Source organism: Streptomyces sp. NPDC096324 (assembly GCF_044763015.1).
Lineage (GTDB): Bacteria > Actinomycetota > Actinomycetes > Streptomycetales > Streptomycetaceae > Streptomyces.
This window is the reverse complement of record NZ_JBIWFK010000002.1, coordinates 308,557-330,617: the sequence shown is the minus strand read 5'-3', so window position 1 is coordinate 330,617 and position 22,061 is coordinate 308,557. Positions and strand designations below refer to the sequence as shown.

22 protein-coding genes are annotated in these 22,061 nt (G+C 71.1%); 10 read left to right on the top strand and 12 right to left on the bottom strand.

From position 1 onward, the window contains the following. Window positions 1–114: 114 nt before the first annotated feature. The gene (locus tag ACIQ7M_RS04950) at window positions 115–810 is read right to left on the bottom strand and encodes a hypothetical protein (RefSeq protein WP_403639775.1); all 696 of its coding nucleotides are present in this window, start codon (window positions 808–810) and stop codon (window positions 115–117) included. A 522-nt stretch (window positions 811–1,332) separates the two neighbouring features. Here ACIQ7M_RS04950 and ACIQ7M_RS04945 point away from each other — a divergent pair. Next, the gene (locus tag ACIQ7M_RS04945) at window positions 1,333–2,115 is read left to right on the top strand and encodes a leucine-rich repeat domain-containing protein (RefSeq protein WP_403639773.1); all 783 of its coding nucleotides are present in this window, start codon (window positions 1,333–1,335) and stop codon (window positions 2,113–2,115) included. 188 nt (window positions 2,116–2,303) lie between these two features. Here ACIQ7M_RS04945 and ACIQ7M_RS04940 read toward each other — a convergent pair whose 3' ends face one another. Then, complete coding sequence (locus tag ACIQ7M_RS04940) at window positions 2,304–3,053, bottom strand: ferredoxin reductase (RefSeq protein ID WP_403640890.1); 750 nt, start codon at window positions 3,051–3,053, stop codon at window positions 2,304–2,306. A 4-nt stretch (window positions 3,054–3,057) separates the two neighbouring features. Continuing rightward, window positions 3,058–3,663, bottom strand: coding sequence for a sulfite oxidase-like oxidoreductase (locus tag ACIQ7M_RS04935; RefSeq protein WP_355769701.1), 606 nt, complete (start codon window positions 3,661–3,663; stop codon window positions 3,058–3,060). A 364-nt stretch (window positions 3,664–4,027) separates the two neighbouring features. Between ACIQ7M_RS04935 and ACIQ7M_RS04930 the strand changes: the two genes are divergently transcribed. Then, window positions 4,028–4,798, top strand: a complete 771-nt coding sequence (locus ACIQ7M_RS04930) for a GNAT family N-acetyltransferase (protein ID WP_403639769.1) — start codon at window positions 4,028–4,030, stop codon at window positions 4,796–4,798. A 36-nt stretch (window positions 4,799–4,834) separates the two neighbouring features. Here ACIQ7M_RS04930 and ACIQ7M_RS04925 read toward each other — a convergent pair whose 3' ends face one another. After that, entirely contained in the window at window positions 4,835–5,254 is a 420-nt protein-coding gene (locus ACIQ7M_RS04925) for a MarR family winged helix-turn-helix transcriptional regulator (RefSeq protein ID WP_403640887.1), read from the bottom strand. Window positions 5,255–5,662: 408 nt separating this feature from the next. Between ACIQ7M_RS04925 and ACIQ7M_RS04920 the strand changes: the two genes are divergently transcribed. The 5 genes from ACIQ7M_RS04920 to ACIQ7M_RS04900 all read left to right on the top strand — a co-directional run bounded on the left by ACIQ7M_RS04920 (window position 5,663) and on the right by ACIQ7M_RS04900 (window position 10,924). Then, window positions 5,663–6,457 (top strand): putative protein N(5)-glutamine methyltransferase, encoded by a 795-nt coding sequence (locus tag ACIQ7M_RS04920; protein ID WP_403639766.1) that lies wholly within the window; start codon window positions 5,663–5,665, stop codon window positions 6,455–6,457. 111 nt (window positions 6,458–6,568) lie between these two features. Next, complete coding sequence (locus ACIQ7M_RS04915) at window positions 6,569–7,372, top strand: alpha/beta fold hydrolase (RefSeq protein WP_386975874.1); 804 nt, start codon at window positions 6,569–6,571, stop codon at window positions 7,370–7,372. Window positions 7,373–7,641: 269 nt separating this feature from the next. After that, complete coding sequence (locus tag ACIQ7M_RS04910) at window positions 7,642–9,657, top strand: FAD-dependent oxidoreductase (protein ID WP_386975877.1); 2,016 nt, start codon at window positions 7,642–7,644, stop codon at window positions 9,655–9,657. A gap of 93 nt (window positions 9,658–9,750) precedes the next feature. Further along, a complete protein-coding gene (locus tag ACIQ7M_RS04905; RefSeq protein WP_355775977.1) occupies window positions 9,751–10,200 on the top strand; it encodes a spore-associated protein in 450 nt (149 codons plus the stop codon). A gap of 169 nt (window positions 10,201–10,369) precedes the next feature. Continuing rightward, entirely contained in the window at window positions 10,370–10,924 is a 555-nt protein-coding gene (locus ACIQ7M_RS04900) for a PadR family transcriptional regulator (protein ID WP_403639762.1), read from the top strand. Window positions 10,925–11,012: 88 nt separating this feature from the next. On the opposite strand, the gene ACIQ7M_RS04895 is transcribed toward ACIQ7M_RS04900, so the two are convergent. Both ACIQ7M_RS04895 and ACIQ7M_RS04890 read right to left on the bottom strand, forming a co-directional pair. Further along, complete coding sequence (locus ACIQ7M_RS04895) at window positions 11,013–11,573, bottom strand: hypothetical protein (protein ID WP_355775441.1); 561 nt, start codon at window positions 11,571–11,573, stop codon at window positions 11,013–11,015. A 183-nt stretch (window positions 11,574–11,756) separates the two neighbouring features. Next, window positions 11,757–12,740 carry a fibronectin type III domain-containing protein gene (locus ACIQ7M_RS04890; RefSeq protein WP_403639759.1) on the bottom strand — a complete coding sequence of 328 codons (984 nt, stop codon included), beginning with the start codon at window positions 12,738–12,740 and terminating at the stop codon, window positions 11,757–11,759. Between the two features lie 365 nt (window positions 12,741–13,105). Between ACIQ7M_RS04890 and ACIQ7M_RS04885 the strand changes: the two genes are divergently transcribed. Further along, the gene (locus tag ACIQ7M_RS04885; protein ID WP_403639756.1) at window positions 13,106–13,816 is read left to right on the top strand and encodes a glycoside hydrolase family 75 protein; all 711 of its coding nucleotides are present in this window, start codon (window positions 13,106–13,108) and stop codon (window positions 13,814–13,816) included. A gap of 14 nt (window positions 13,817–13,830) precedes the next feature. Here the strand turns inward: ACIQ7M_RS04885 and ACIQ7M_RS04880 are convergent, their stop codons facing one another. Further along, the gene (locus ACIQ7M_RS04880; RefSeq protein ID WP_403639752.1) at window positions 13,831–14,595 is read right to left on the bottom strand and encodes an SDR family NAD(P)-dependent oxidoreductase; all 765 of its coding nucleotides are present in this window, start codon (window positions 14,593–14,595) and stop codon (window positions 13,831–13,833) included. Between the two features lie 190 nt (window positions 14,596–14,785). Here ACIQ7M_RS04880 and ACIQ7M_RS04875 point away from each other — a divergent pair, with 190 nt between their 5' ends. Then, entirely contained in the window at window positions 14,786–15,451 is a 666-nt protein-coding gene (locus tag ACIQ7M_RS04875) for a TetR/AcrR family transcriptional regulator (protein WP_403639749.1), read from the top strand. 85 nt (window positions 15,452–15,536) lie between these two features. On the opposite strand, the gene ACIQ7M_RS04870 is transcribed toward ACIQ7M_RS04875, so the two are convergent. The 3 genes from ACIQ7M_RS04870 to dhaK all read right to left on the bottom strand — a co-directional run bounded on the left by ACIQ7M_RS04870 (window position 15,537) and on the right by dhaK (window position 17,625). Further along, window positions 15,537–15,953, bottom strand: coding sequence for a PTS fructose transporter subunit IIA (locus ACIQ7M_RS04870; RefSeq protein WP_403639746.1), 417 nt, complete (start codon window positions 15,951–15,953; stop codon window positions 15,537–15,539). Next, on the bottom strand, window positions 15,946–16,545 hold the full coding sequence (gene dhaL / locus ACIQ7M_RS04865; protein WP_355766258.1) for a dihydroxyacetone kinase subunit DhaL: 600 nt from the start codon (window positions 16,543–16,545) through the stop codon (window positions 15,946–15,948). The genes ACIQ7M_RS04870 and dhaL overlap by 8 nt, the downstream gene beginning before the upstream one ends. Before the next feature lie 87 nt (window positions 16,546–16,632). Then, complete coding sequence (gene dhaK / locus ACIQ7M_RS04860) at window positions 16,633–17,625, bottom strand: dihydroxyacetone kinase subunit DhaK (protein WP_403639743.1); 993 nt, start codon at window positions 17,623–17,625, stop codon at window positions 16,633–16,635. A 771-nt stretch (window positions 17,626–18,396) separates the two neighbouring features. Between dhaK and ACIQ7M_RS04855 the strand changes: the two genes are divergently transcribed. Continuing rightward, on the top strand, window positions 18,397–19,233 hold the full coding sequence (locus ACIQ7M_RS04855) for a calcium-binding protein (RefSeq protein WP_403639740.1): 837 nt from the start codon (window positions 18,397–18,399) through the stop codon (window positions 19,231–19,233). Window positions 19,234–19,801: 568 nt separating this feature from the next. On the opposite strand, the gene ACIQ7M_RS04850 is transcribed toward ACIQ7M_RS04855, so the two are convergent. Beyond that, complete coding sequence (locus tag ACIQ7M_RS04850) at window positions 19,802–20,983, bottom strand: acyl-CoA dehydrogenase family protein (RefSeq protein ID WP_403639737.1); 1,182 nt, start codon at window positions 20,981–20,983, stop codon at window positions 19,802–19,804. Window positions 20,984–21,309: 326 nt separating this feature from the next. Then, window positions 21,310–21,882, bottom strand: coding sequence for a TetR/AcrR family transcriptional regulator (locus ACIQ7M_RS04845; protein ID WP_355766270.1), 573 nt, complete (start codon window positions 21,880–21,882; stop codon window positions 21,310–21,312). Window positions 21,883–22,061 lie beyond the last annotated feature (179 nt).

The following is a 22,061-nucleotide window of genomic DNA, read 5'->3' as shown; positions in this document are numbered from 1 at the left end:
AGGTCAGCGCGTGCAGAGGCTACCAGCGAGCGGAGATCCGGAGCCGCCGAGGCGAGGTGCCGGCGTCGGGATGCGTGTGCTCGACGATCGGCAGGACGGATGCGAAGCGGGGGATCACAGGTCTCCCGAAGTACCCCGCCCACGGCCGAAGGAAGTGTTCGAGCGGGGCTTGACGATCGATGGGCAGGAGTTCCACAACTCCACACCGGCAGTGACCAGTTCCAGAACAGCCCGTCGCTCTGTGGGTGTCCATGTGGAGCACTCGCCTCCGAACAGCTTCTCGTAGGCGCTGTCATGCACCGCGTTCTGCGGAGGCAGCCGGTGAACTTCACCGAGTCCTCCGGCCAGGTCTTCGAAGAAGTTCCAGGCCTCCAGCAGCGCACCCGAGGGGACATTCCGGCGTGCTGGATTCTCCAGCCAACGCTGGACACGGCCGAGCTCCAGGGTGTCGGCCTCAGGACAGGCGAGCCTCCGCCCCCGTCGGTCCGCGTACATCCGCGCCTGCCGAACTGTCGCGAACAACGGCACCCGAAAGTGATCACCTTCCGGCAACGCCAGCACGTGGTCGGGCTCGTCGTCCTCACCGCCGATCCAGAGGACCACGGCGCTGCGGCCGAGCCCACGCACCCGGTAGGCGTAGAGAAGTCCACGCCCGCCCCGGCGCCCGGCCGCAGGCACATCTGTCGTCTCGATCTTCGCCACGCCCTCACACTGGCACGGCGAGCCCGCGAGCGACGGTTCATTACTTTTCGGCGGAACCCATCGCTGGCCCTGGCCGTCGTGGGTGGCTCGCGCGCTGAGCTGCAGCATGACGCGCATCCTGGTGACTTGCCCGGAGCGCGTCAACCGGCGCCACCTGCGACAATGCCGCGGCAGTGACGATACCGGTGAGGTGGGGGGACGGCTTGATTCAGGGGGTGCTCGCCCTCATCGCGGGCTGCGCTTTCATCGTGGTGGCATGCGGCTATCGCGGCGCGGACATTTGGGTGTGGGACTGGGCGGATGTGATGTTCACGCACAGGACGCGATGGGGCACGCCCTGGACGAGCCTTGAACGTATGAGGCTCCAGTTCGGATTCATGGGAGTCGGGTTGCTGATCGTGGGATCGGTGGCAGTGACCCGCTGACAGCGCCCTGGCGAGAGCGCCCCGCGTTGGTCTGAGCATCGGGCTCGATGCCACCCGCTCCTCTTGCCCCGCCCCCACGGCGGCGTCGACTTCGCCGACCAAGCGTTGAACTGGGTGTTTTTCGAACCCACTTATTCACCGTGACGGATCCGGACACCTTCCGTATTTTGGCGCCATGACGGACGAGGGAGAGCCGCGGCTCCTCGTGAACCGCTGGGGCGACACGTCAGGTCAGGCGCTTGGCGCGGGCGGGCCCCGAAAGGTCGATGCGTGCTCGTGCCTCGACCAGGGCAGGCCGCGCCCGCGGGCTCGGGTCGGTTTCCACGCCGAACGGCAGGACACCTCCGCGCCAGGCTGGCGGCGCTTGCTGGACATGGTCGACGAGGCCGCCGCCGACGGACGTGAGGAGTTCCGCCCGCTGATCGAGCTCAGCCCCCAAGAGCGGCGACAGATCATCACCTTGCCGCCGAGCATCGCCAAGCTCACCGCCGTCAGGCACCTCGTGCTCTACGGCAGCAACCTCGTCCGGATCCCACCCGAGATCGGTGCCATGAGCGGCCTGGAGGAGTTCACCCCCTACACCTCCTACCGGCTGCACTGGTTCCCGTACGAGATCACCCGATGCCGGAAGCTGACCCGTAGCACGGTGAGCACGCGCGCGTTGTTCGGCAACTACAAGCTGCGAGCGCCGTTTCCACGACTTGTGTCTTCCGCGGGCTCGGCTGTGGAAGGTGATCTGGGAAACCTCGAACCGCGGCGCCGGGGCGCCACGGCCATCCGCGGTTGCAGTGTCTGTGACGGTCCGATCGTGCCCGGTGGACTCCATCAGGTGTGGATCTCGCGGCGCGTGGCCACCGACGTGTTACCTCTGCTGGTCAACGCCTGCTCGCCGAAGTGTGTGGCCGAGCTACCCGCCGGCGCCCCGGACCACATCCCCGCACCGCACCAAGGTGGCCGAGTGGACCAGCCGACGTCCGACTGGGACTGACCCGGCCGACCCCTCACGCGGCAGGCTCCGCCAGCGCGTTCATGGTGTCGTTGTGGAAGCGGCGTTCGGCGTCGCGGCATGTGGCGTCGCTCGCCTGTCAGCCCACCGTCCGACGAGGCGTGCTCCTGGTGAATCTCCCCCACGGCTCACGCAGCCCCGACTCGACACCCGCCACCCGACACCAGACCTCAGCCGAACCGTTCGATCCGGATTCGGTCCACCGGCTGGCCTGCCTCGACCAGCAGGCGTGAGGCGTGTTCCGCGAATCCGTTGGAACCGCAGATGTAGGTCTCCCACCCACCGGGCGGCTGTTCAGCCAGGAGTGGCGCCACATGTGCGGCGGTCATACGTCCGACGGGCGCACCGGCCGGGGCCGCGCGCGTGAACACGGCTGTGGTTTCGGCACCGTACTCCCGCGCGTAGATGAGCTCTTCGGGGCTGCGCGCGGAGACCAGAAGGCGCAGCGGTACGTCCAGGGCCCGCGCTCGGTGGTGTCGCAGCATCGACATCAGCGGTACGACGCCGGAACCCGCTCCGACGAGCAGCGCGGGCCGGTCCCCGGGCCAGGCGAAGAAGCCGCTGTTCGGACCGCGGACCTCGACGGAGTCGCCGGGCCGGGCCACGGTGTGGAACCAGCCGGAGACCTCACCGCCGTCGACGTGGTCCAGGGTCAGTTCGATGTGGCCGGTGTCGTCGGGGGAGGACGCGATGGAGTAGTGGCGCTGCGCCACATATCCGTCCCCGGCGGTGAGCCGCAGCATCAGATGCTGGCCGGGCAGATGTCCCGCCCACGCGGGAACGGCGAACCGGAAGGTGGCCGCGTGCGGGGTCTCGGGCCGGATCTCGGTGAGTGTGGCGGTCTGCCAGGTGGTGGCCGTTTGTGTGTCCACCGCGATGCGTCCGGGCACGGCGAACCGTGTCGGCGGTACGAAGGTCATGGTCTCAGTCACCGGAGTAACGCTGCTCTTCCCAGGGGTTGCCGCGGGCGTGGTAGCCGTTCTGTTCCCAGAATCCCGGCTCGTCGCGGTCGAGGATCCTGATGCCCGCGATCCACTTGGCGCTCTTCCAGAAGTACAGATGGGGCACGATGAGCCGCGCCGGGCCGCCGTGCTCGGCAGGCAGCGGGCGCCCGTCGTACTCCCACACGATCCACGCGCGACCGCCGGTGAGGTCGGCCAGCGGCAGGTTCGCGGTGTACCCGGTGTGCGCGTACGCGACCGCGTGCGTGGCCGCCGGATCGGGTCGTACGGCCTCCAGGAACGTGTCCAGTGACACGCCCCCGAACCGCACCCCGAACTTCGACCAGCTCGTCACGCAGTGAATGTCGCCCTCGTACGACGAGGCGGGCAGCGCGTGCGCCTGCTCCCAGTCCCAGGTCCGCGGTTCGGCCACCAGGCCGTCGATCCGCAGGGTCCAGTCGGCGGGCGCCAGGTCCGGGGTCACCTCGGCGGACAGGACGGGCCAGTCGTCGCCGGCGTCGTACTGTCCCGGCGGCAGTCCGGCGTTGTGGACGCGCGGGCGGCCGGTGAAGCCTCGCGTGACGTTCATACGGGTGGTGCCTCCAGGACCGCGGGGGACGACGGCCCGCGGATCGAGCGTGGTCGTCGGCGACGATCGAGCGTGGTCGCCGGCGACGGCGGTCGGCCGGCGGATCGAGGGTGACGGTGGTACGGGCGCGGGTCGGTGTCCCGGCGCACGCTGCTTGACCATTCAACGGTACGCGCACATGGATCGTGCTCCGAGCCGGTACCGGCCGCCGATCATTGCGTGCGTATGAACTCTCCCGCGACCGGGAATAGCCGCGCCCGGATCTTCCTTGCCTCTGGAGCGGACTCCGGTGGCCCGTACACGCACAGACGGTGAGCGGTGTCACGGTGACCGGTGACCAACGCGAAGGAGAGTGAGGGAGCAGATGACCGAGGCGTACGTCTCCACACGGTTCGAGGGCCCGGAGACGCAGGGGACCACCGCCGGCCGTCACCCTCTCGACAACCCGGCGCTCGGCTCCCTCACCGGGCCCCACGCGCACTTCGCCGAACGGCGCGGACGGGTGCTGCGCTACCCCCTGGACGTGTCTCCCTGGCTGGCGCTTCCCGACGATCCCGGGCCGGCGGACTGGGCGGATCTGGCGGTACTGGTGGGCCCCGGGGGCGAGGTTCCGCTGGCCGGTTTCGACGGGCGGACCCCGGACGGCTGGGAAGTGATCTTCAGCCTCGACGGAGTCCAGCTCGTGGACGACGGACTGGACGCGGCGCCCGACGCCGAGGCGGTGCGGCTCGGCCCCGCCGACGTGCCGGACATGCTGGACCTGGTGGAACGGACCCAGCCGGGCCCCTTCGAGCAGCGCACGGTCGAGCTCGGCACGTATCTCGGGATCCGCCGGAACGGAGCCCTGGTCGCCATGGCCGGCGAGCGGCTCCACCCGACGGGCTGGACCGAGATCAGCGCGGTCTGCACGGATCCCGGCCATCGCGGCGAGGGCCTTGCCACCCGGCTGATCCTGGCCGTCGCCCACGGCATCCGGGAGCGCGGTGAGACCCCGTTCCTGCACACCGCCGCGAGCAACACCGGCGCCATCCGCCTCTACGAGTCGCTGGGATTCCGGCTGCGCCGCAACGTCCGCTTCATGGCCGCGCGGGTGCCCGGGCACCTGGGCGACGACCGGACCGCGGGCGTGGGATGACACCGCCGAACGGGTGGCACCACTGAACGTGCCGGGTCAGTCCGTCGTGGCCCGGTTCGGGGTGGTGTCGCGGGCGGTGGCCGTGGCGTTGTAGCGCAGCAGATACGCGGCGAAGCGGGCGAGGTCCTCATCGGGCCAGCCCGCCAGCCGCTCGCGGAACGCCGACCGGCGGCTCCGGGTCACCTGGGAGAGGATCTCCGTGCCCGCGGCCGTCAGGTCCAGCACCTGGACGCGATGGTCCTCGGGATCCATGCGCCGCTCGACCAGCCCGGCCCGCTCCAGTGCCGCCACCTGGCGGCTGACCGTGGACTTGTCCAGCGCGTAGTGCGCGGCGAGGTCCGTGGCCCGGCAGCCGCCGACCTCCTCCAGATGTCCGAGGAGGGTGTACGAGACCAGCGACAGCTCGGGATGCATGCGTCCCGCCGAGGCGCGGGCCCGCCGGGCGAAGACGGTCATCTCCCGCTGGATGATCTCCACCGCGTCGTCGGCCGGCACGTCGTCGGCCGGTGTCCCCGTTCCGACGGCGTGTTCACCGGATCCTGCGGATGCCATGACGGGACCTCCCTGACCTGCCCTGGTTGCATAGTACAACTTGGGACAGGAGGGGCGAGAGTCACCCATGTCGACCCGAGTGAATCCGGTGGCGAGCGGTCGTCGCACGACGGTCGCATGCTCCCGCCCGTCCACTGATCGTTCCTGTAAGGTGGCCGTCCCGGCCGAGGACGACTCGGCCGTCGAGCCGTCGAGGAGGTGAGACCCATTACCGCTGTGTCAGGTCGGGTGCTCTCCTCTCCAGGCAATCCGGTCGCCGTCTGACGGTGGCCGTGGGAGCGCCCTTCGGTTCGTCGAAAGGCCCTCGGCTTCATGCCTCCTCTCTCTCCTGATGCTCCCGACGCGGCAGACCCCCTGGTCGCCGCGCTCCGCTCCGCCGGCTGTGTCTTCGCCGAGGACGAGGCGGAACTGATCCGCTCCGTCGCCCGCACCCCGGACGAGGCCGCCGCGATGGTGGACCGGCGTGTCGCGGGACTGCCGCTCGAACACGTCCTCGGTTGGGCCGAGTTCCACGGCCTGCGGATCGGCCTCGACCCCGGTGTCTTCGTACCGCGGCGCCGTACGGAATTCCTGGTCGACCAAGCCGTCGCGCTCGCGCGCGGCGCGTCCCTCGTGGTGGACCTGTGCTGCGGCTCGGGCGCCGTCGGCGCCGCGCTGGCCGCCTCTCTCGGCGGTCCCGAACTGCACGCCGCCGACATCGACCCGGCGGCGGTGCGCTGCGCCCGCCGCAACGTCGCGCCGTTCGCGGGCCGGGTCCACGAGGGAGACCTCTTCGCGGCTCTGCCCGCCACGCTGCGCGGCCGGGTCGACGTCCTGGCCGCGAACGTGCCGTACGTCCCGACCGACGAGGTCGGCCTGCTGCCGTCGGAGGCCCGCGACCACGAACCCCTGGTCGCCCTCGACGGCGGCGCGGACGGACTCGACCTCGCGCGCCGGGTCGCCGCCGAGGCGCCGCGCTGGCTGGCCCGCGGCGGCTGTCTCCTCGTCGAGACGAGCGAGCGGCAGGCGCTCACGGCCGTCGAGGCCTTCGCCCGCGCCGGACTGATCGCGCGACTGGCCGTCTCGGAGGAGTGGAACGCCAACGTGGTGATCGGCGTGAAGCCCTGACCCGGCGGGCCGGGCGCGGGCGACATGCCGCGTTCGGCCCCTGATCGGCCGTTCCTTCCGCTCCGCGCGCCACACTCTGGCTGACGACAGGTGCCAGCGGAAGGCCCGGACATGACCAGCACCCCCGAGAAGTTCGACGCGTGGGACATCAAGGAGTCGGGGCCCGCCGACGCGGACACCCGGGTCCTGCTGCTGCCCGGCGGGATGTGCGGCACCGTGTTCTACGACGACCTGATGGCCGCACCGTCGCTCGCTTCCGCGCCGGTGCGGCTGGTGGCCGCGACCCTCCCGGGCCACGCGGGCACCACGCCGCCGCGCGATCTCTCCATCGAGAACTACGCGGCGATGGCGGGAGCCCTGGCCGCGGAGCGGGGCTGTGGCGTGGTGGTCGGCCACAGCCTGGGCGCCAACGTCGCCCTGGAGATGGCGGCCGGCGGGCACTTCGCCGGACCCGTGGTCCTGCTCTCCCCGTCGTTCTCGGTGTCCGACGAGGACAAGGCGCTCACGATCGCCAACAGCCTCGGGCGGGTGCCGGGCCTCGGGGCGCTGACCTGGTTCGGCCTGGTCAAGGCGACACCGCGCGTCGTGGGGCAGATGGTGCCCCCGGACCGCCGCGAGGTGCTGGGCGCCGACCTGGCCAAGAACGACCCGGCGTTCTGCCGGGTCATGATCCGCCGCTACTTCGACCACCTGGACCGGTACGGGACGCTCGTCCCCCGGCTCCGTGACTCGGGTGTGCCCGCCTGGGTCGTACGCGGCGACCGTGACGAGATCGGCCTGAAGGACGAGGAGAGGGCCGGGCTGGAGGCCAGCCCCAACGTGACGATGGTCCCGGTCGCCGACGCGGGCCATGTGGTGATGGTCGACCAGCCCGAGGCGGTCGCCGCCCTCGTGGCCCGCGTGGCCCTCGGCTGAACCGCGAAGCGGCCCGCGGCCGACGGTGCCTCCGGCTTCAGGGCGGGTGTCCCACCGGCCGGCGCCCGCGGGTCGCGCTAGCCCCGCGGGTCCCTCGCCTCACGGGACCCTCGCCTCACGGGCGCCCCATGCCCCCGCGGGGTCCCGCGCCGGCGCCGCCCTCCGCCCGCGGCCGTCGGTCAAGTGATCCTCCTCATTGTGCAACTAGTTGCATAACGCGCGGCCCGTCGTCTACAACAGACGTACGACACCGCCCACGGAGGGGCCCGATGAGCCGTTACCCGCATCTGCTGAACCCGCTCGACCTGGGCTTCACCACGCTGCCCAACCGCGTACTCATGGGCTCCATGCACGTGGGCCTGGAGGAGGCCGAGCGCGGCTTCGAGCGCATGGCGGAGTTCTACGCCACCCGCGCGCGAGGCGGCGTGGGCCTGATCGTCACCGGCGGCATCGCGCCCAACGACGCCGGCCGGCCGTACGAGGGCGGCGCCAAGCTGACCACCGAGGCCGAGGCCGCGCAGCACGCCGAGATCACCGCCGCGGTGCACCGCGAGGGCGGGAAGATCGCGATGCAGATCCTGCACTTCGGCCGGTACGCCTATCACCAGGACCTGGTCGCCCCCAGCGCGCTGCAGGCCCCGATCAGCCCCTTCGTGCCGAACGAGCTCAGCGACGCCGAGATCGAGCAGACGATCGACGACTACGCCCGCGCCGCCCGGCTCGCCCGGCAGGCCGGATACGACGGCGTCGAGATCATGGGCTCCGAGGGTTACCTCATCAACGAGTTCATCGCCCTCCAGGCCAACCGGCGCGACGACCGCTGGGGCGGCTCGTACGAGAACCGGATGCGCTTCCCCGTCGAGATCGTCCGCCGCGTCCGCGAGGCCGTCGGTGACGACTTCATCATCATCTACCGGCTGTCGATGCTCGACCTGGTGCCCGGCGGCTCCTCGCTCGACGAGGTCATCACGCTCGCGCGGGCCGTCGAGGCCGCCGGAGCCACGATCATCAACACCGGCATCGGCTGGCACGAGGCCCGCATCCCCACCATCGCGACCTCGGTGCCCCGCGGCGCCTACGCCTGGGTCACCAAGAAGGTCATGGGCTCGGTCTCCATCCCGCTGGTGACCACCAACCGCATCAACACCCCGGAGATCGCCGAGCAGTTGCTCGCCGAGGGCCACGCCGACATGGTCTCCCTGGCCCGCCCGATGCTCGCCGACCCCGACTTCGTCGCCAAGGCCGCGGCCGGACGCCCCGAAGCCATCAACACCTGCATCGGCTGCAACCAGGCCTGCCTCGACCACACGTTCAGCGGCAAGATCACCTCCTGCCTGGTCAACCCGCGCGCCTGCCACGAGACGGAGCTCGTCCTCGCGCCGACCCGGCTGCGCAAGACCGTCGCCGTCGTGGGCGCCGGACCCGCCGGACTCGCCTGCGCCGTCAGCGCCGCCGAACGCGGCCACGACGTCACGCTGTTCGACGCCGCGGACGACATCGGCGGTCAACTGAACGTCGCCCGCCGGGTTCCCGGCAAGCAGGAGTTCGACGAGACGATCCGCTACTTCCGCACCCAGCTCGAACTCCACGGCGTGGAGATCCGGTTGAACACCCCGGCCACCGTGGACAACCTGGAGACGTACGACGAGGTCGTCGTCGCCACGGGCGTCAGCCCGCGCACCCCCGAGATCCCGGGCGTCGACCACCCGAGCGTCGTCGGCTACCTCGACGTCCTGCGCGACGGCGCCCCCGTCGGCGACCGTGTCGCCATCCTCGGCGCCGGCGGCATCGGCTTCGACGTCGCCGAGTTCCTCACCGACAGCGGGGACAAGGCGAGCGAGGACCCGGCGACGTACTTCCGGAGCTGGGGCGTCGACATGGACTACCGGACCCCCGGCGGTCTCGGCGCCCCCGAACGGCCCGCCCCGCCGCGCACGGTGCACCTCCTGCAGCGCAAGGCGTCCAAGGTCGGCGCTGGACTCGGCAAGACCACCGGCTGGATCCACCGCACCGAGCTCAAGCACCGGGGCGTCACCATGGTTCCGGGTGTCCAGTACGACCGGATCGACGACGCCGGACTGCACGTCACCGTCGACGGCCACAGCCAGGTCCTGGAGGTCGACACGATCGTGCTGTGCACCGGACAGGAGCCGCGCCGCGACCTGTACGAGGCGCTGCGCGCCACGGGCCGCGGAGTCCACCTCATCGGCGGCGCCGACGTGGCCGCCGAACTGGACGCCAAGCGCGCCATCAAGCAGGGCACGGAACTGGCGGCGGCGCTCTAGAACGACTTTCGCGGAGAGGTACAACCGTTTCGGGGTGTCGTGGGTCACATCAGGTAGGAGCAAACGCCTCCAAAGATCCACAAGGGGGAAATAATGGGATTCAACCGTTCCGCCCTGATGGCCGGCACCTTCGCGGCGGTGCTGGTGGGAGCCACCGCCGCTCTGGCGGCGCCCGCCTCGGCCGCGGCCAACACCACACCGCAGAAGGTCTGCGGCAGCGCCTACAAGACCGTGAACTCGGCGCCCATCGGCTCCCTGGGCACCGTCTACCTCACGTACAACTCCTCGAACGGCAAGAACTGCGTCACGACCATCCGCAACAGCCCGGGCACCGCCGTGGACATGTCCGCGTGGGTCTACGTCTCCGACACCGGCCTGGGCGACGACGACTACGGCCGGTACACGTCGTACGCGGGACCGACGTACGTGTACGGCAAGGGCCACTGCGTGGACTGGGGCGGCCAGATCAAGAACGTGTACACCCAGGTGTCCGGCTCCAACTGCGGCGCCTTCAAGGAGCAGCGGGTGACCTTCACCCGCTGACCCGCCGCCCCGGACGGCTCCCGCGCACCACCCGGCGGGCGCCCCGGGACGCGTGACCCGGCTCGCCCCGGCGGACTCACCGAGTTCCGCCGGGGCGAGCTTCCATCGCTGTCCGGGGGAGCGTGGCCGGTCATCGGGCGGTGCCCGCGGCGCTCCCTAGGATGACCTCATGTCACTCCCGCACGCGATCCTCACCGCCCTGCTCGAGAAGCCCTCGTCCGGCCTCGAACTGACCCGGCGGTTCGACAAGTCGATCGGCTACTTCTGGTCGGCGACGCACCAGCAGATCTATCGCGAGCTGGGAAAACTGGAGGCCGAGGGATACATCAAGGCCCTGCCTCCCGAGCAGCACAGCAGGGGCCAGAAGAAGAGTTACGAGGTCCTGCCCGCCGGCCGCGCCGAACTCGCCCGCTGGACCGCTGCCTCGCAGGACCCGAAGCCGCTGCGCGACACGATGCTGCTGCGCCTGCGGGCCGCGGCCGTCGTCGGCACCGAGGGAATCGAGGGCGTGGAAGCCGATCTGCGCCGGCATCTCGCCCTGCACCGCAGCCAGTTGGCCGAGTACGAGGAGATCCAGGACCGGGACTTCCCGCCGGGGAAGAGCACGCCCGAGGACCGGCTGCGCCACCTCGTCCTGCGCGCCGGCATCGACCTGGAGACCTTCTGGACCCAGTGGCTGACCCACGCCCTGGCCGAGTTCGAGAGCATGCGCGCGAGCGACTGAGCACCGCGGGGCACGGCCGGACCCGGTCCGAGGCGGCCGTCCGTGACCGGAGTCGGCGGAACGGCCGCCCGTCGCGACGGACCCCGGATCAGAGCCGGTGCGGCTTGGAGCGGCGGCGCAGGAACCAGCCCGCCGCCAACGTGCCGGCCACGACCAGGACTCCGCCGCCGACGACCGTGGCCGTGCCGTAGTCCTTCACGGCTCCGCCCAGCCCGCCCATGACGCCACGCGACGCCGACGGCGACGGCGAGACCGTCGTCGAGATCGTGGGTGTCGCGGGCGCCGCGCTGGCGGCGACGACGATCGCCTGGGTGCCCGCCGTCGTTCCGTCCTGGCAGACGACGATGACCGTGAAGGTCCCGGGGCTCACGCCCGTCCAGGCCGCCGACTGGTTGCCGCTCGTCCCGGTGAGCGGCATCTGGCGGCCCTGGGCGAAGTTGCTCTGCCCGCTGGAGAGCAGCGAGGCGTTGCCGAAGCTGCTCCCGTTGCTCGGGCAGGCGCTGGTGGTGACCGAGACCGAGGTGCCACTGGTGCTCACGGAGATCCCGGAACCCCATGCGACGGCCGCCGGGGCGGCCAGGGTGAGCGGAAGCGCAGCGGTGGCGGCCACGGTCAGGCCGGAGCGGAGAAGTCTCTGAGTGGTACGCATAGGAACTGCCCTCCAGCGGCACGGTTGGCGGTACCCCATGCGCCGCCGAGGATGGGAAAGGCCCGTGCGCCTCAGTGCGAGCCAATGCGCCCCGGCCGGGGCGCGCATGCGGACGGGGACCGGGCAGGTGACGGATTCCATCGTCCGGCGCACTGCGCGGCGCCGATGCCGGGGCGGTGGCGGTCAGCGGCCCGTCGTCACGGAGCGCTCCGGGGACAGCGCGCCCCAGGTGCCGTCGGGCAGCTTCGCCCGGAGCCGTACCCGGTGTGTGACGTCCGCGTCCCGGCCGATGTAGAAGCTGTGGGTGCAGGTGCCGCTGGGCGGGCTGCCGCCCCAGACGAGCGAGGTCACGGCACGGCCGTCGAGCTGGATCCGGTACTCCGTGATCACCCCGTCGACCTCGGGCGCGGTCCACGCCAGGTCGATGTAGTACGCCCCGTCGCGCCCGTGCGTCGTCGCCCGGAAGCCGGCCGGTGCCGTGCTCCGGTCGTCCGCCGGCCCCGGCGCGGTGGTGAGCCCGACGGAGCCGCTCGGCCCCGAGACGTTGTCCGCGGCGTCGCGGGCCCGCACGGTGAACACGTAGTCCGTGCCCGGCCGCAGCCCGGTGACGACGGCGGCCGTCTGTGCGCCCCCGACACTGTGGATCTTCGACGTGCCCTGGTAGATGTCGTACGAGGTCACGCCCCGCGCGTCGGACGACGCCGTCCAGGAGAGCTGGACCGCCCGGCCGCCGACGGCTCTCCCCTCCGGGCTGCCGGGGCGGGTGGGCGCGATGCGGTCGGCCGCGGCCGCCTCGGGGGTGGTGGCCCGCACGGGCCGGCTGAGCGGCCCCGGGACTCCGTCCGCGTTCCGGGCCCGGACCCTGAAGACGTACGAGGTGGACGGCTGGAGCCGCGTGATGTCCACCATGTGCTCCGAACCCGATACCTCCTTGACCTTCGTGGTGCCGCGATACACCTCGTAGCGGGTGATCCGCGGGTCCTCGGTGGTCAGGTTCCACATGACGTGGACGCTGGTCGAACTGCCCGCGGCGGCGGTCACGCCCGTCGCCGCGGCGGGCACCCGTTCGCCCTGGCCGGACGCGGGGGCACCCCAGCCGCAGGAGGTGAGCGCGAGGAGCGCCCCGCACACCAGGGCGCGCGGGACGGTGGGGGGAACGCGTCGCACGGGTCTGCCCTCCCTCGACGGGATTGGTCTGTACCTATAAGACACGGGTGACGCGGCCACATCAAGAGGGCGGACGCCCTCGACCGAACCGCCGCGGGGGTACGTATGCTGATCCTCGACGCGGTGTGAACTCGCCCCGGTTTCAGGGGAGTTCCTGCCCACGGCGCGGAACGCTGTCGTCGCTGATCCCGCGCCGGAGCGTGCGGCCGGGCGGCCGGAGCCGGGTTCGGCTCGGGCCCTCGGCCGTGCGGAGTCCGCGGACGCGGCCGTGCACCGTCCGGCCCCCTCCCGGTGGACGCGCTGTCGAAGGCCCACCAGATTTGGCCAAATGAGCGTCCATGTCCCCCAGGAGAGGGTCTCCCATCGTGCGTGTCCAGTCGCTGACGCTGGCCGCGGCCGCCGCAGCCGCCCTGCTCGCCTCGGCCCCCGTGGTGCTGTCCACGACCTCCGGCACGGGCCGCCCCGGAAGCCCCGCTGCACCCGCGCGGGAGGGCTCCGTCGAGGCCGCCGACCTGCTGGCGAAACTCGGCGGCTGCGTCCCCGTCTCGCACGGGCGATACCGCAGCGACGACGGCACCCGTGCCGACATTCCGGTCTGCGGCATCCCGGGCGCGGTCTTCTGGACGGCCGACATGGACATCGACTGCGACGGCAGGGCGGGCCCGCTGTGCAATAGCCGCACCGACCCGCTCTTCTCCGAGTCCACGGCCTTCACGCAGTCCGACGGCCGATATCTGAGTGCCGAGACCCTGCCCTACATCGTCGTACCGGCGCAGAGCGACATCTGGAACTTCCGGGACCACGGCATCGGGCCCGGCTCGGTCGCGGCCGTCATCTACCGGGACCGCGTCCAGTACGCCGTCGTCGGTGACACCGGCCCGCAGAGCATCATCGGCGAGGCCTCGTACGCGACGGCCGCGGGGCTCGGGATCCGTCCCGATCCCCACGGCGGCGGCACGCCTTCCGGGGTCACCTATCTCGTGTTCAAGAACGCCCGGGTGTCACCCATCGAGGACCACGCCGCGGCGGTGGAGGCGGGGGAGAGGCTGGCCCGGGCGCTCCTGGGCGACGGCTGAGGGCCGCTTCGCCGTCAGACGGCCGCCCAGCCGTTGTCGACGGGCAGGATCACGCCGTTGATGTTGCTCGCCGCGTCCGAGGCGAGGAACACGATCGCCGCGGCCTGCTCCTCGGCCTCGGCGAGCCGGCCGACGTTGCCCATGTAGGCGCCGAGGACGGCCGGACCGTGCGCGTCCGGCTCGATGTCCACGGTGATGCCGGTGCTGGTGCCGCCCGGTGCGATGGCGTTCGCGCGGATGCCCTTGTCCCGGTACATCACGGCGAGCGACTTCGTGAGCCCCACGACGCCGTGCTTCGAGGCGGTGTACGCGGCCCCGGCGGCACTGCCGCGCAGGCCCGCCTCCGAGGCGGTGTTCACCACGACCCCCTTGCCGGCGGCGAGCATGTGCGGCAGCACGGCCCGGGTGAGCAGGAACGGGGCTGTGAGGTTGACGCGGATGACCCGCTCCCACTCCGCGTCGCCGACCTCGCCCAGGGCCGACATGCGGTCCATGATCCCGGCGTTGTTCACCAGCACGTCCACCCCGCCGAACCGCTCCACCGCGGTCGCGGTGACTCGGTCGACGACCTCCTGCTCGCTGAGGTCGCCCGTCACCGCCACGGCGCTTCCGCCGGCCGCCTCTATCTCCGCGACGACCGCCGCCGCGCCCTCGGCGTTGAGATCGGCCACGACCACCCGCGCGCCCCGGGCCGCGAAGGCGAGGGCGGTGGCACGGCCGATGCCCGAGCCGGCGCCGGTGACGACGACGCTGCGGCCGTCCGGTCCCGTGGTGCTCATGACGTTCTCCCAGAGGTTGCTTGCCGGTGCGGGTGACGTCCCGCGCCGCCACAGTACGACTTATTGTCGCTGAATGACAGAAAGTCTTGGGGAGATCGTCCTGGACGGGATCGGAGATCGCTAGACTCACCGCAGCCGCAGTCCCAGGCGGCGGCTTCCGAGGACGGAAGCGAGAACCGAGGAGTCACCAGTGCCGGACGGCGCGATCGGCGAACACCCCGGCCGAGGCCACGGCCGTACCGGGCGGCCGCCGCTCACCGACGAACGCAAGGCCGAGATCCGGCTGGAGATCGCCCGCGCCGCGGTGGAACTGTTCGTGGACCAGGGCGTCGCCGCCACCACCGGCGACCAGATCGCCCAGGCCGTGGGCCTGTCCACGCGGACCCTGTGGCGCTACTTCCCCGGCAAGGAGAGCTGCGTGAGCCCGCTGTTCGCGGCCGGGATCGACGCGATCGCCGCGGCGCTGCGGGCCTGGCCCGCGGGCGCACCCCTGGAGGACGCCCTGGAACGCGCGTCCACGAGCGGCGAGGGCTCGATGCTCAGGCCCGAACCGCCCAGGGTCCGTACGCTGCTGAGGCTCACCCGGACCGAACCGGGACTGCGTGCCGTCTGGCTCCAGGCCCACGACGAGGCCGAGCCCGTCTTCGCCCGCGCGCTCGCCGACCGCGCCGGTCTCGACGCCGTCGACCTGCGCTCGCAGATCCAGGCCGCCATGCTCAACGCGGCGCTGCGCGCGGCCGTCGAACACTACGCGTGGCGCACCGACAAACCGGATCCCGACCCCGCGAAGGCCCGCTCCGAACTGGCGGCGATCATCCGCTCGGCCCTGATCTTCACGGCGAACGGAATCACCTGATACGGGCTGCCACGCTTCCCGGTCCCAGGCGTCACGGCGTCGGCCCCCCTCCACCGAGCAGCCGGCTTCCGGTAGCTTCCGGCTCTCAAACCTTCCGGTAGGTGTACGCCTCCGCCGCCGCGGCCTCCACGGCCGCGAGGTCGGCGCCCGCCGAGGCCGTGACGACCGCGGCCACCGCCCCCTCGACGAAGGGAGCGTCCACCAGCCGTGTCCCCTCCGGCAGTTCGTCGCCCTCGGCGAGCAACGCCTTGACGGTGAGCACGGCACTGCCCAGGTCGGTGAGCACGGCGACCCCGGCGCCGCGGTCCACGGAGGCCGCGGCGGCGGCGATGACGTCCGCACTGGTGCCGAGCCCTCCGTCCAGGGTGCCGCCCGCCGGCGCGACCGGAGCGACCACGCCGCCACCGGCCAGACCCACGGCCAGTTCGGCCACGGACGCGGCGACGGCAGCGCTGTGCGAGACCAGCACTATTCCTACGCGTCGTTCCTCGGTGTCACTCACCGGCCGCCTCCACGAGTGCGGCGATCAGCAGGGCCGAGGAGGTGGCGCCGGGGTCCTGGTGCCCGATGCTGCGCTCGCCCAGATAGCTCGCCCGGCCCTTGCGGGCCTGCAGGGGCGTCGTCGCCACGGCGCCCTCCTCGGCGGCGGACCTGGCCGCGCCGAACGACTCGGTGAGCGCGTCGACCGCGGGAACCAGGGCGTCGATCATGGTCTTGTCGCCGGGAGCGGCTCCGCCCAGCGCCATCACCGCGTCGACGCCCATGCGCAGCGCGTCCGCGAACTGTTCGTCGGTGACCTCGGCGGCCTCGCCGAGCGCCTTGCCGGTCCGGCGCAGCAACGTGCCGTACAGCGGCCCGGACGCGCCGCCGACCGTCGAGATCAACTGCCTCCCGGCGAGCGTGAGTACGGCACCGGGGGTGTCCGGGGCCTCCTTCTCCAGGGTGGCGGTCACGGCGGCGAATCCGCGCTTCAGATTGCTGCCGTGGTCGGCGTCACCGATGGGCGAGTCCAGGTCGGTGAGCCGTTCCGCCTCGCGGTCCACCGAGGCTGCGGTCGCCGTCATCCAACGGCGGAAGAAATCGGCGTCGAGCACGGAATCTCCTTGCGTGGTACGGAACTTGCCCTGGCCGCCGTTCAAGGACCCTCGCGGCATGTGCCGTTCGGGTCACCTCGACGTCGTTCACACGCCCCAGCGCAGCCCCGGCGTCTTCACCGGCGCGTCCCACAGGCGCAGCAGGTCCTCGTCCACCTCGCACAGAGTCACCGAGGCGCCCGCCATGTCGAGGGAGGTGACGTAGTTGCCGACGAGGGTGCGCGCCACCGGGATGCCCCGCTCGGCCAGCACCCGCTGGACCTCCGCGTTGAAGCCGTACAGCTCCAGCAGGGGGGTGGCGCCCATGCCGTTGACGAGGAGCAGCACCGGATTGCGTGGCGCGAGGTCGTCCAGAACGGCGTGCACGGAGAAGTCGGCGATCTCGCGCGCCGTCATCATGGCGCGCCGCTCCCGGCCCGGTTCGCCGTGGATGCCGACACCGAGTTCGAGCTCTCCGGCCGGCAGGTCGAAGGTCGGGCTGCCCTTGGCCGGGGTCGTGCAGGCGCTCAGTGCGACGCCGAAGCTGCGGGAGTTGTCGTTGACCTTCCGGGCCAGTGACTCGACCACCTCCAGGGGCGCGCCCTCTTCGGCGGCGGCTCCCGCGATCTTCTCGACGAACAGCGTCGCGCCCGTTCCGCGCCGGCCCGCCGTGTACAGACTGTCGGTGACGGCCACGTCGTCGTTGACGAGGATCTTGGCGATCTGGATGCCCTCGTCCTGGGCCAGCTCCGCCGCCATGTCGAAGTTGAGGACGTCGCCGGTGTAGTTCTTCACGATGAACAGCACGCCCGCGCCGCTGTCCACGGCCGCGGCGGCCCGCACCATCTGGTCGGGCACCGGAGACGTGAAGACCTCACCCGGGCATGCCGCCGACAGCATCCCGGGGCCCACGAATCCGCCGTGCAACGGCTCGTGCCCGGACCCGCCGCCGGAGACGAGGCCGACCCGTCCCGCGACCGGGGCGTCCCTGCGGACGATCACGCGGTTGTCGACGTCCACCGTCAGCTCCGGATGGGCCGCCGCCATGCCCCGCAGCGCGTCCGCCACCACCGTCTCCGCCACGTTGATGAGCATCTTCATGGGTACCTCCTGGTGAGCTGAACAGACGGGTTCCTGACCTGCGTTTTCCCTGGTCAAACCTAGTGCGGACAGTCCTTGATCTTGGCGCTTCACGACGCTCGCCATCGGGCTCCGGCGGTACCGACGCAGACCCGATGCTGATTTCCGTGACGGCCTGTCAGATGAGTGGGGCAGTGGGATGGGGGTCGGCGGGAGTGCTGTCCCTTGCAGTATTGACCTTGCGGCAGCGAAGGTCACGCGGGCGGACGCTCGGGGATGTGCCCACGTACTCGAACCGCTCTCCGGCCCCCACGTCCGGGTCGGGGGCGAGCTGGACCGGGTACCGGGCGGTGATCGACTCCTCGCATGTGAGAGCTGCTCGGCGGGGCTCCGAAGCGGTCCCGGCATCCCGCCGCTGCCCCACTGTCGCAACAGCCATCCCGTCGAGACTCCTGTCACCGCCACCGTTGAAGCGGAACGCCCCGCCCGTGCCCAGATCAGTACTCAAGCCCGTCACTGGAGGGGGAGCTAGGAAAGAACACATTCCGGCGCCCTAAGGATTAACCAAAGGTAAATCGAGGTTGTCTGCGAGAACTGAGTGACGTTCCTGTGCAACCTCTGCCCGGGATGCGGTGTCTGAACGTGTGATCGGAAACCACCACCCCGCATGTAAGTGCGGGATCGCGACTCGTTCGCCGGCGGCCGTTATGACGGCGGCAGCGGCGACTAATTCACCGGCGCCTTTCTTCGTCGGGCCTGATCATCACTGCTTTCGTGAAGGGTTATTTCTGCATGCGCACGTTACGAACCATTGCCGCCACCGCCTCTCTCGCTCTCTCCCTCGGCGGAGGCGTGTTCGCGGCGTCCACCGCCCAGGCGGCCCCGGCGAGTTCGGCTTCACTCGTCCACGCCGACGGAGAGCTCTGGTACAAGGCCGGCGCCGGACAGGCCAACAATCTGACGGTCACCGCGAAGGTCGTCGACGTCGACCCCTCCCAGTTCGGTGAGGACTACCTCCTCACCTTCAGCGACAAGTTCGACATCACCATCTCCACAAACGCGTGCAGCTATCCGTCTGCGGCCAACCACAAGGTCGCCCAGTGCACGGTGGCCATCCCTCTCGGCTCCGACGACTCGGACGACTACGACGTCGACCTCGGTGACGGCAACGACACCGCGGCGGTCACCGGCTCCGCGTACACCTCGATCCACGGCGGCAAGGGCAACGACGTCCTCAAGGGCAGCCCCGCCGCCGTGTTCTACGGGGACGACGGCAACGACCGCCTCGACGGCGGCGGAGGCGTCTGGGCCGTAGGCCCCTTCGGCGGCGCGGGCAACGACACGATCACCAACTGCAACGCCGAGTGCCACGGCGGTCCCGGCAACGACACGATCACGGGTACCGCCTCGGGGCAGGGCTTCGGCATGTACGGGGACGACGGCAACGACGTCATCCACGGCGGCTCCGGCGCCGACCTCATCCACGGCGGCAGGGGCAACGACAAGCTGTACGGCGACAGCGGCAACGACAAGATCTACGGCAACAGCGGCAACGACCTGCTGCACGGTGGCACGGGCACGGACACGCTCTCCGGCGGCCCCGGTGCCGACAGGATCTACCAGAACTAGACCACTCGGAACGCAGGGCCATCAAGGCCATCAGGGGCGTGAGGGAAAACGTTCTCCCCCACGCCCCAACCTGGCATTTTCGGCGCGCGATACTCGCCACACCCGTTCATTAGCAATACCGCGTGACCGCTCGATCGCGATCTTTCCTCGAAATGAGCCGCGCCTGATGTCCTCCGCCGTGGCGGCGATCGCGCTCATCTTCCCCGCCCCCTGGAGTTGGTCGTCGGCGGCACGGTGCTGGCGGTCACCGCGGTCAGGTGGATGGGAACCACCGTCACGGGTTCCGTGACCATGGTGGCGACCGACCTTGCGGAAGTCGGTGGAATCCTGCGGACGAGATCAACAACAGGATCGGCCTCCAACTGGCGGACGACGTGAAATCCGAGGACGACTGCCTGCGGCACGCCCGGGAGATGTGGACGGCCGGAAAACTCGCCACGCGAATCGACCTGCATTCGGTTCAGCTCAGTGCGGGGGGGCGTACAAGCTCGTCGTGAACCGGCTTGCCCTGTGGGGCGGGTGGGAAGGATGCTCACCGGTTCCACCTGGCGGGTCCGTGCCGCTCTGGCTACTTCCCGGCGTGGCTCACCCGGAGGCTGCCGCGGTCGCTCTCCTTCAGGCCGCGGCCGATGATCAGGCGCTGGATCTGGTTGGTGCCCTCGAAGATCTGCATGACCTTGGCCTCGCGCATGTAGCGCTCGACCGGGAAGTCGCGGGTGTAGCCCGCGCCGCCCAGCACCTGGACCGCGTCGGTGGTGACCTTCATGGCGTTGTCGGTGGAGATCAGCTTGGCGATCGACGCCTCGGACTGGAACGGCAGCCCCTCATCCTTGAGCCGGGCGGCGGCGAGCGTGGTGGCCCGCGAGACCTGCACCGCCGCGGCCATGTCGGCGAGGACGAAGGCCAGTCCCTGGTGCTCGATGATGGGCCGGCCGAACGTCTCCCGCTCCCGCGAGTAGCGCAGCGCGTGGTCCAGCGCCCCCTGGGCCAGGCCCGTGGCGACGGACGCGATACCGAGCCGTCCGCAGTTCAGTCCGGCGAACGCGATCCTGAGCCCCGCGCCCTCCTCGCCGATCCGGCGGCTCGCGGGGACGCGCACGTTCTCCAGGCGCACGGTGGCGGTGGCGGACCCGGTCAGGCCCATCTTCTGCTCCGGCGGATCGGCCACCACACCGGGTGTGTCGGCCGGGACGAGGAAGCAGGAGATGGCGTGCGAGCCCTCGTCGGACGTGCGGGCCATGACCGTGTAGAAGTCCGCGTGCCCACCGTGCGTGGTCCAGGCCTTGGCGCCGTTCAGTACGTAGTCGTCGCCGTCCCGGACCGCCCGGGTGCGCATGGCGGAGGGGTCGGAACCGGCGTGGGCCTCGGACAGGCAGTAGGCGCCGAGCAGCTCGCCGCCGAGCATGTCCGGGAGCCACTCCTTCTTCTGGTCCTCGGTGCCGAACTCGGCGAGGGCGAAGCAGGACAGCGCGTGCACCGAGACGCCCACCGCGACGCTCGCCCACACGGAGGCGATCTCCTCCACGGCCTGGAGGTACACCTCGTAGGGCTGCTCGCCGCCGCCGAACGCCTCGGGGTAGGGCAGGCTGAGCAGCCCGGCCCGTCCGAGCGTACGGAAGACCTCGCGGGGGAAGCGTCCCTCGGCCTCCGCCTCGGCGACGCGCGGGGCGAGCTCCTTCTCGGCGAGCTCGCGGGTCAGAGCGATCAGGTCGACGGCTTCCGACGTGGGGAGAGTGCGGGTCGCGGGCATGGCATGTCCTCGGTGGTGGCGGTTCGCCGGACGATATTGATACGCCAGGCGATACAACAGTATCGTTTTTGGTACCACCAGGCCATGCGGGCCGTCGACGGATTCGTCTCGGGGCGTGGGTGGCGTGGGGGAGGGGCTCTCGCGGCGGCGCTCGACGGGGCTCGGCGGGGCGGTCGGGGTGGCCGACGTCAGGGGTGTCCGGTGCCCGGGGGCCACGTCTGGGGTGGCCGATACCAGGGGTGGGCGGCGCTGGGGCGGACCGCGTCAGAGGGAGTCGGCGCTGGGGTGGACCGCGTCAGAGGGAGTCGGCGCTGGGGTGGACCGCGTCAGGGGGAGACGGCGTGCACGATGAGCGAGGCGAGCTCGGCGTAGGCCTCGGCGTCGCTCAGACCGGTGCGTGCGGCCACCTCGCCGCGCTGGATCTCCTGCATGGTCGCGGCGACGACCTCGCCCACGAACGCGGCGTGGACGTCACGGAACGCCCCGGCGGCCACGCCGTCGGCGATCAACTGCCGGATCCTTCCCGCCGCGAGGCGCGTGTTGGCCTCGTACACCTCGCGGGCGGGTTCGAACTGGGCCATGTCGTCGAGGAACTGCCGGGACAGCGGCCTCAGCCGCTCGGCGACCGTGTCCAGGTAGACCACCACGCGCTCGGAGGGCGCGGAGGTGTCGGCCACCCTCTTCTCGACGGCCTGGGCGGCCTCCCGGAAGTAGTGCTTCACCGCTTCCCGGACCAACTCCTGCTTGCTTCCCGCCAGTTGGTACAGCGTCGTCTTCGAGCAGTGCAGTCGCTCGGTCAGCTCGTCGAGCGTGAACGCCGCGAAGCCCTCCGCCACCAGCAACGCGACCAGCCGCTGGAGCAGGTCGGTCTGGCGCGCGGTACGACGTGTGGACGGCATGATCTCAGCGTAACCGTTCCTCCATCACCGTGACCGTCGCCCCTCCGGGGGTGTGATCCGGGCCATGCGGGGCGCTGTCCTGCGGCGACGCCCCCCGGGGAGGTTCGGCGCCGCCCGCCGGGCCGTCCGCCCGCTCCGGTCCGGGGGACGTCACCTCCCCCGGCCGCCGGTCTCCTCCC

What these genes read in the sequence shown, in the direction of transcription:
- dhaK (WP_403639743.1), bottom strand. Translation starts at nt 17,625, where the DNA reads ATGAAGATGCTCATCAACGTGGCGGAGACGGTGGTGGCGGACGCGCTG.
- ACIQ7M_RS04950 (WP_403639775.1), bottom strand. Translation starts at nt 810, where the DNA reads ATGCTGCAGCTCAGCGCGCGAGCCACCCACGACGGCCAGGGCCAGCGA.
- ACIQ7M_RS04925 (WP_403640887.1), bottom strand. Translation starts at nt 5,254, where the DNA reads ATGACCGTCTTCGCCCGGCGGGCCCGCGCCTCGGCGGGACGCATGCAT.
- ACIQ7M_RS04895 (WP_355775441.1), bottom strand. Translation starts at nt 11,573, where the DNA reads ATGCGTACCACTCAGAGACTTCTCCGCTCCGGCCTGACCGTGGCCGCC.
- ACIQ7M_RS04855 (WP_403639740.1), top strand. Translation starts at nt 18,397, where the DNA reads ATGCGCACGTTACGAACCATTGCCGCCACCGCCTCTCTCGCTCTCTCC.
- ACIQ7M_RS04910 (WP_386975877.1), top strand. Translation starts at nt 7,642, where the DNA reads ATGAGCCGTTACCCGCATCTGCTGAACCCGCTCGACCTGGGCTTCACC.
- ACIQ7M_RS04940 (WP_403640890.1), bottom strand. Translation starts at nt 3,053, where the DNA reads ATGACCTTCGTACCGCCGACACGGTTCGCCGTGCCCGGACGCATCGCG.
- ACIQ7M_RS04905 (WP_355775977.1), top strand. Translation starts at nt 9,751, where the DNA reads ATGGGATTCAACCGTTCCGCCCTGATGGCCGGCACCTTCGCGGCGGTG.
- ACIQ7M_RS04850 (WP_403639737.1), bottom strand. Translation starts at nt 20,983, where the DNA reads ATGCCCGCGACCCGCACTCTCCCCACGTCGGAAGCCGTCGACCTGATC.
- ACIQ7M_RS04900 (WP_403639762.1), top strand. Translation starts at nt 10,370, where the DNA reads ATGTCACTCCCGCACGCGATCCTCACCGCCCTGCTCGAGAAGCCCTCG.
- ACIQ7M_RS04845 (WP_355766270.1), bottom strand. Translation starts at nt 21,882, where the DNA reads ATGCCGTCCACACGTCGTACCGCGCGCCAGACCGACCTGCTCCAGCGG.
- ACIQ7M_RS04930 (WP_403639769.1), top strand. Translation starts at nt 4,028, where the DNA reads ATGACCGAGGCGTACGTCTCCACACGGTTCGAGGGCCCGGAGACGCAG.
- ACIQ7M_RS04935 (WP_355769701.1), bottom strand. Translation starts at nt 3,663, where the DNA reads ATGAACGTCACGCGAGGCTTCACCGGCCGCCCGCGCGTCCACAACGCC.
- ACIQ7M_RS04880 (WP_403639752.1), bottom strand. Translation starts at nt 14,595, where the DNA reads ATGAGCACCACGGGACCGGACGGCCGCAGCGTCGTCGTCACCGGCGCC.
- ACIQ7M_RS04915 (WP_386975874.1), top strand. Translation starts at nt 6,569, where the DNA reads ATGACCAGCACCCCCGAGAAGTTCGACGCGTGGGACATCAAGGAGTCG.
- ACIQ7M_RS04920 (WP_403639766.1), top strand. Translation starts at nt 5,663, where the DNA reads ATGCCTCCTCTCTCTCCTGATGCTCCCGACGCGGCAGACCCCCTGGTC.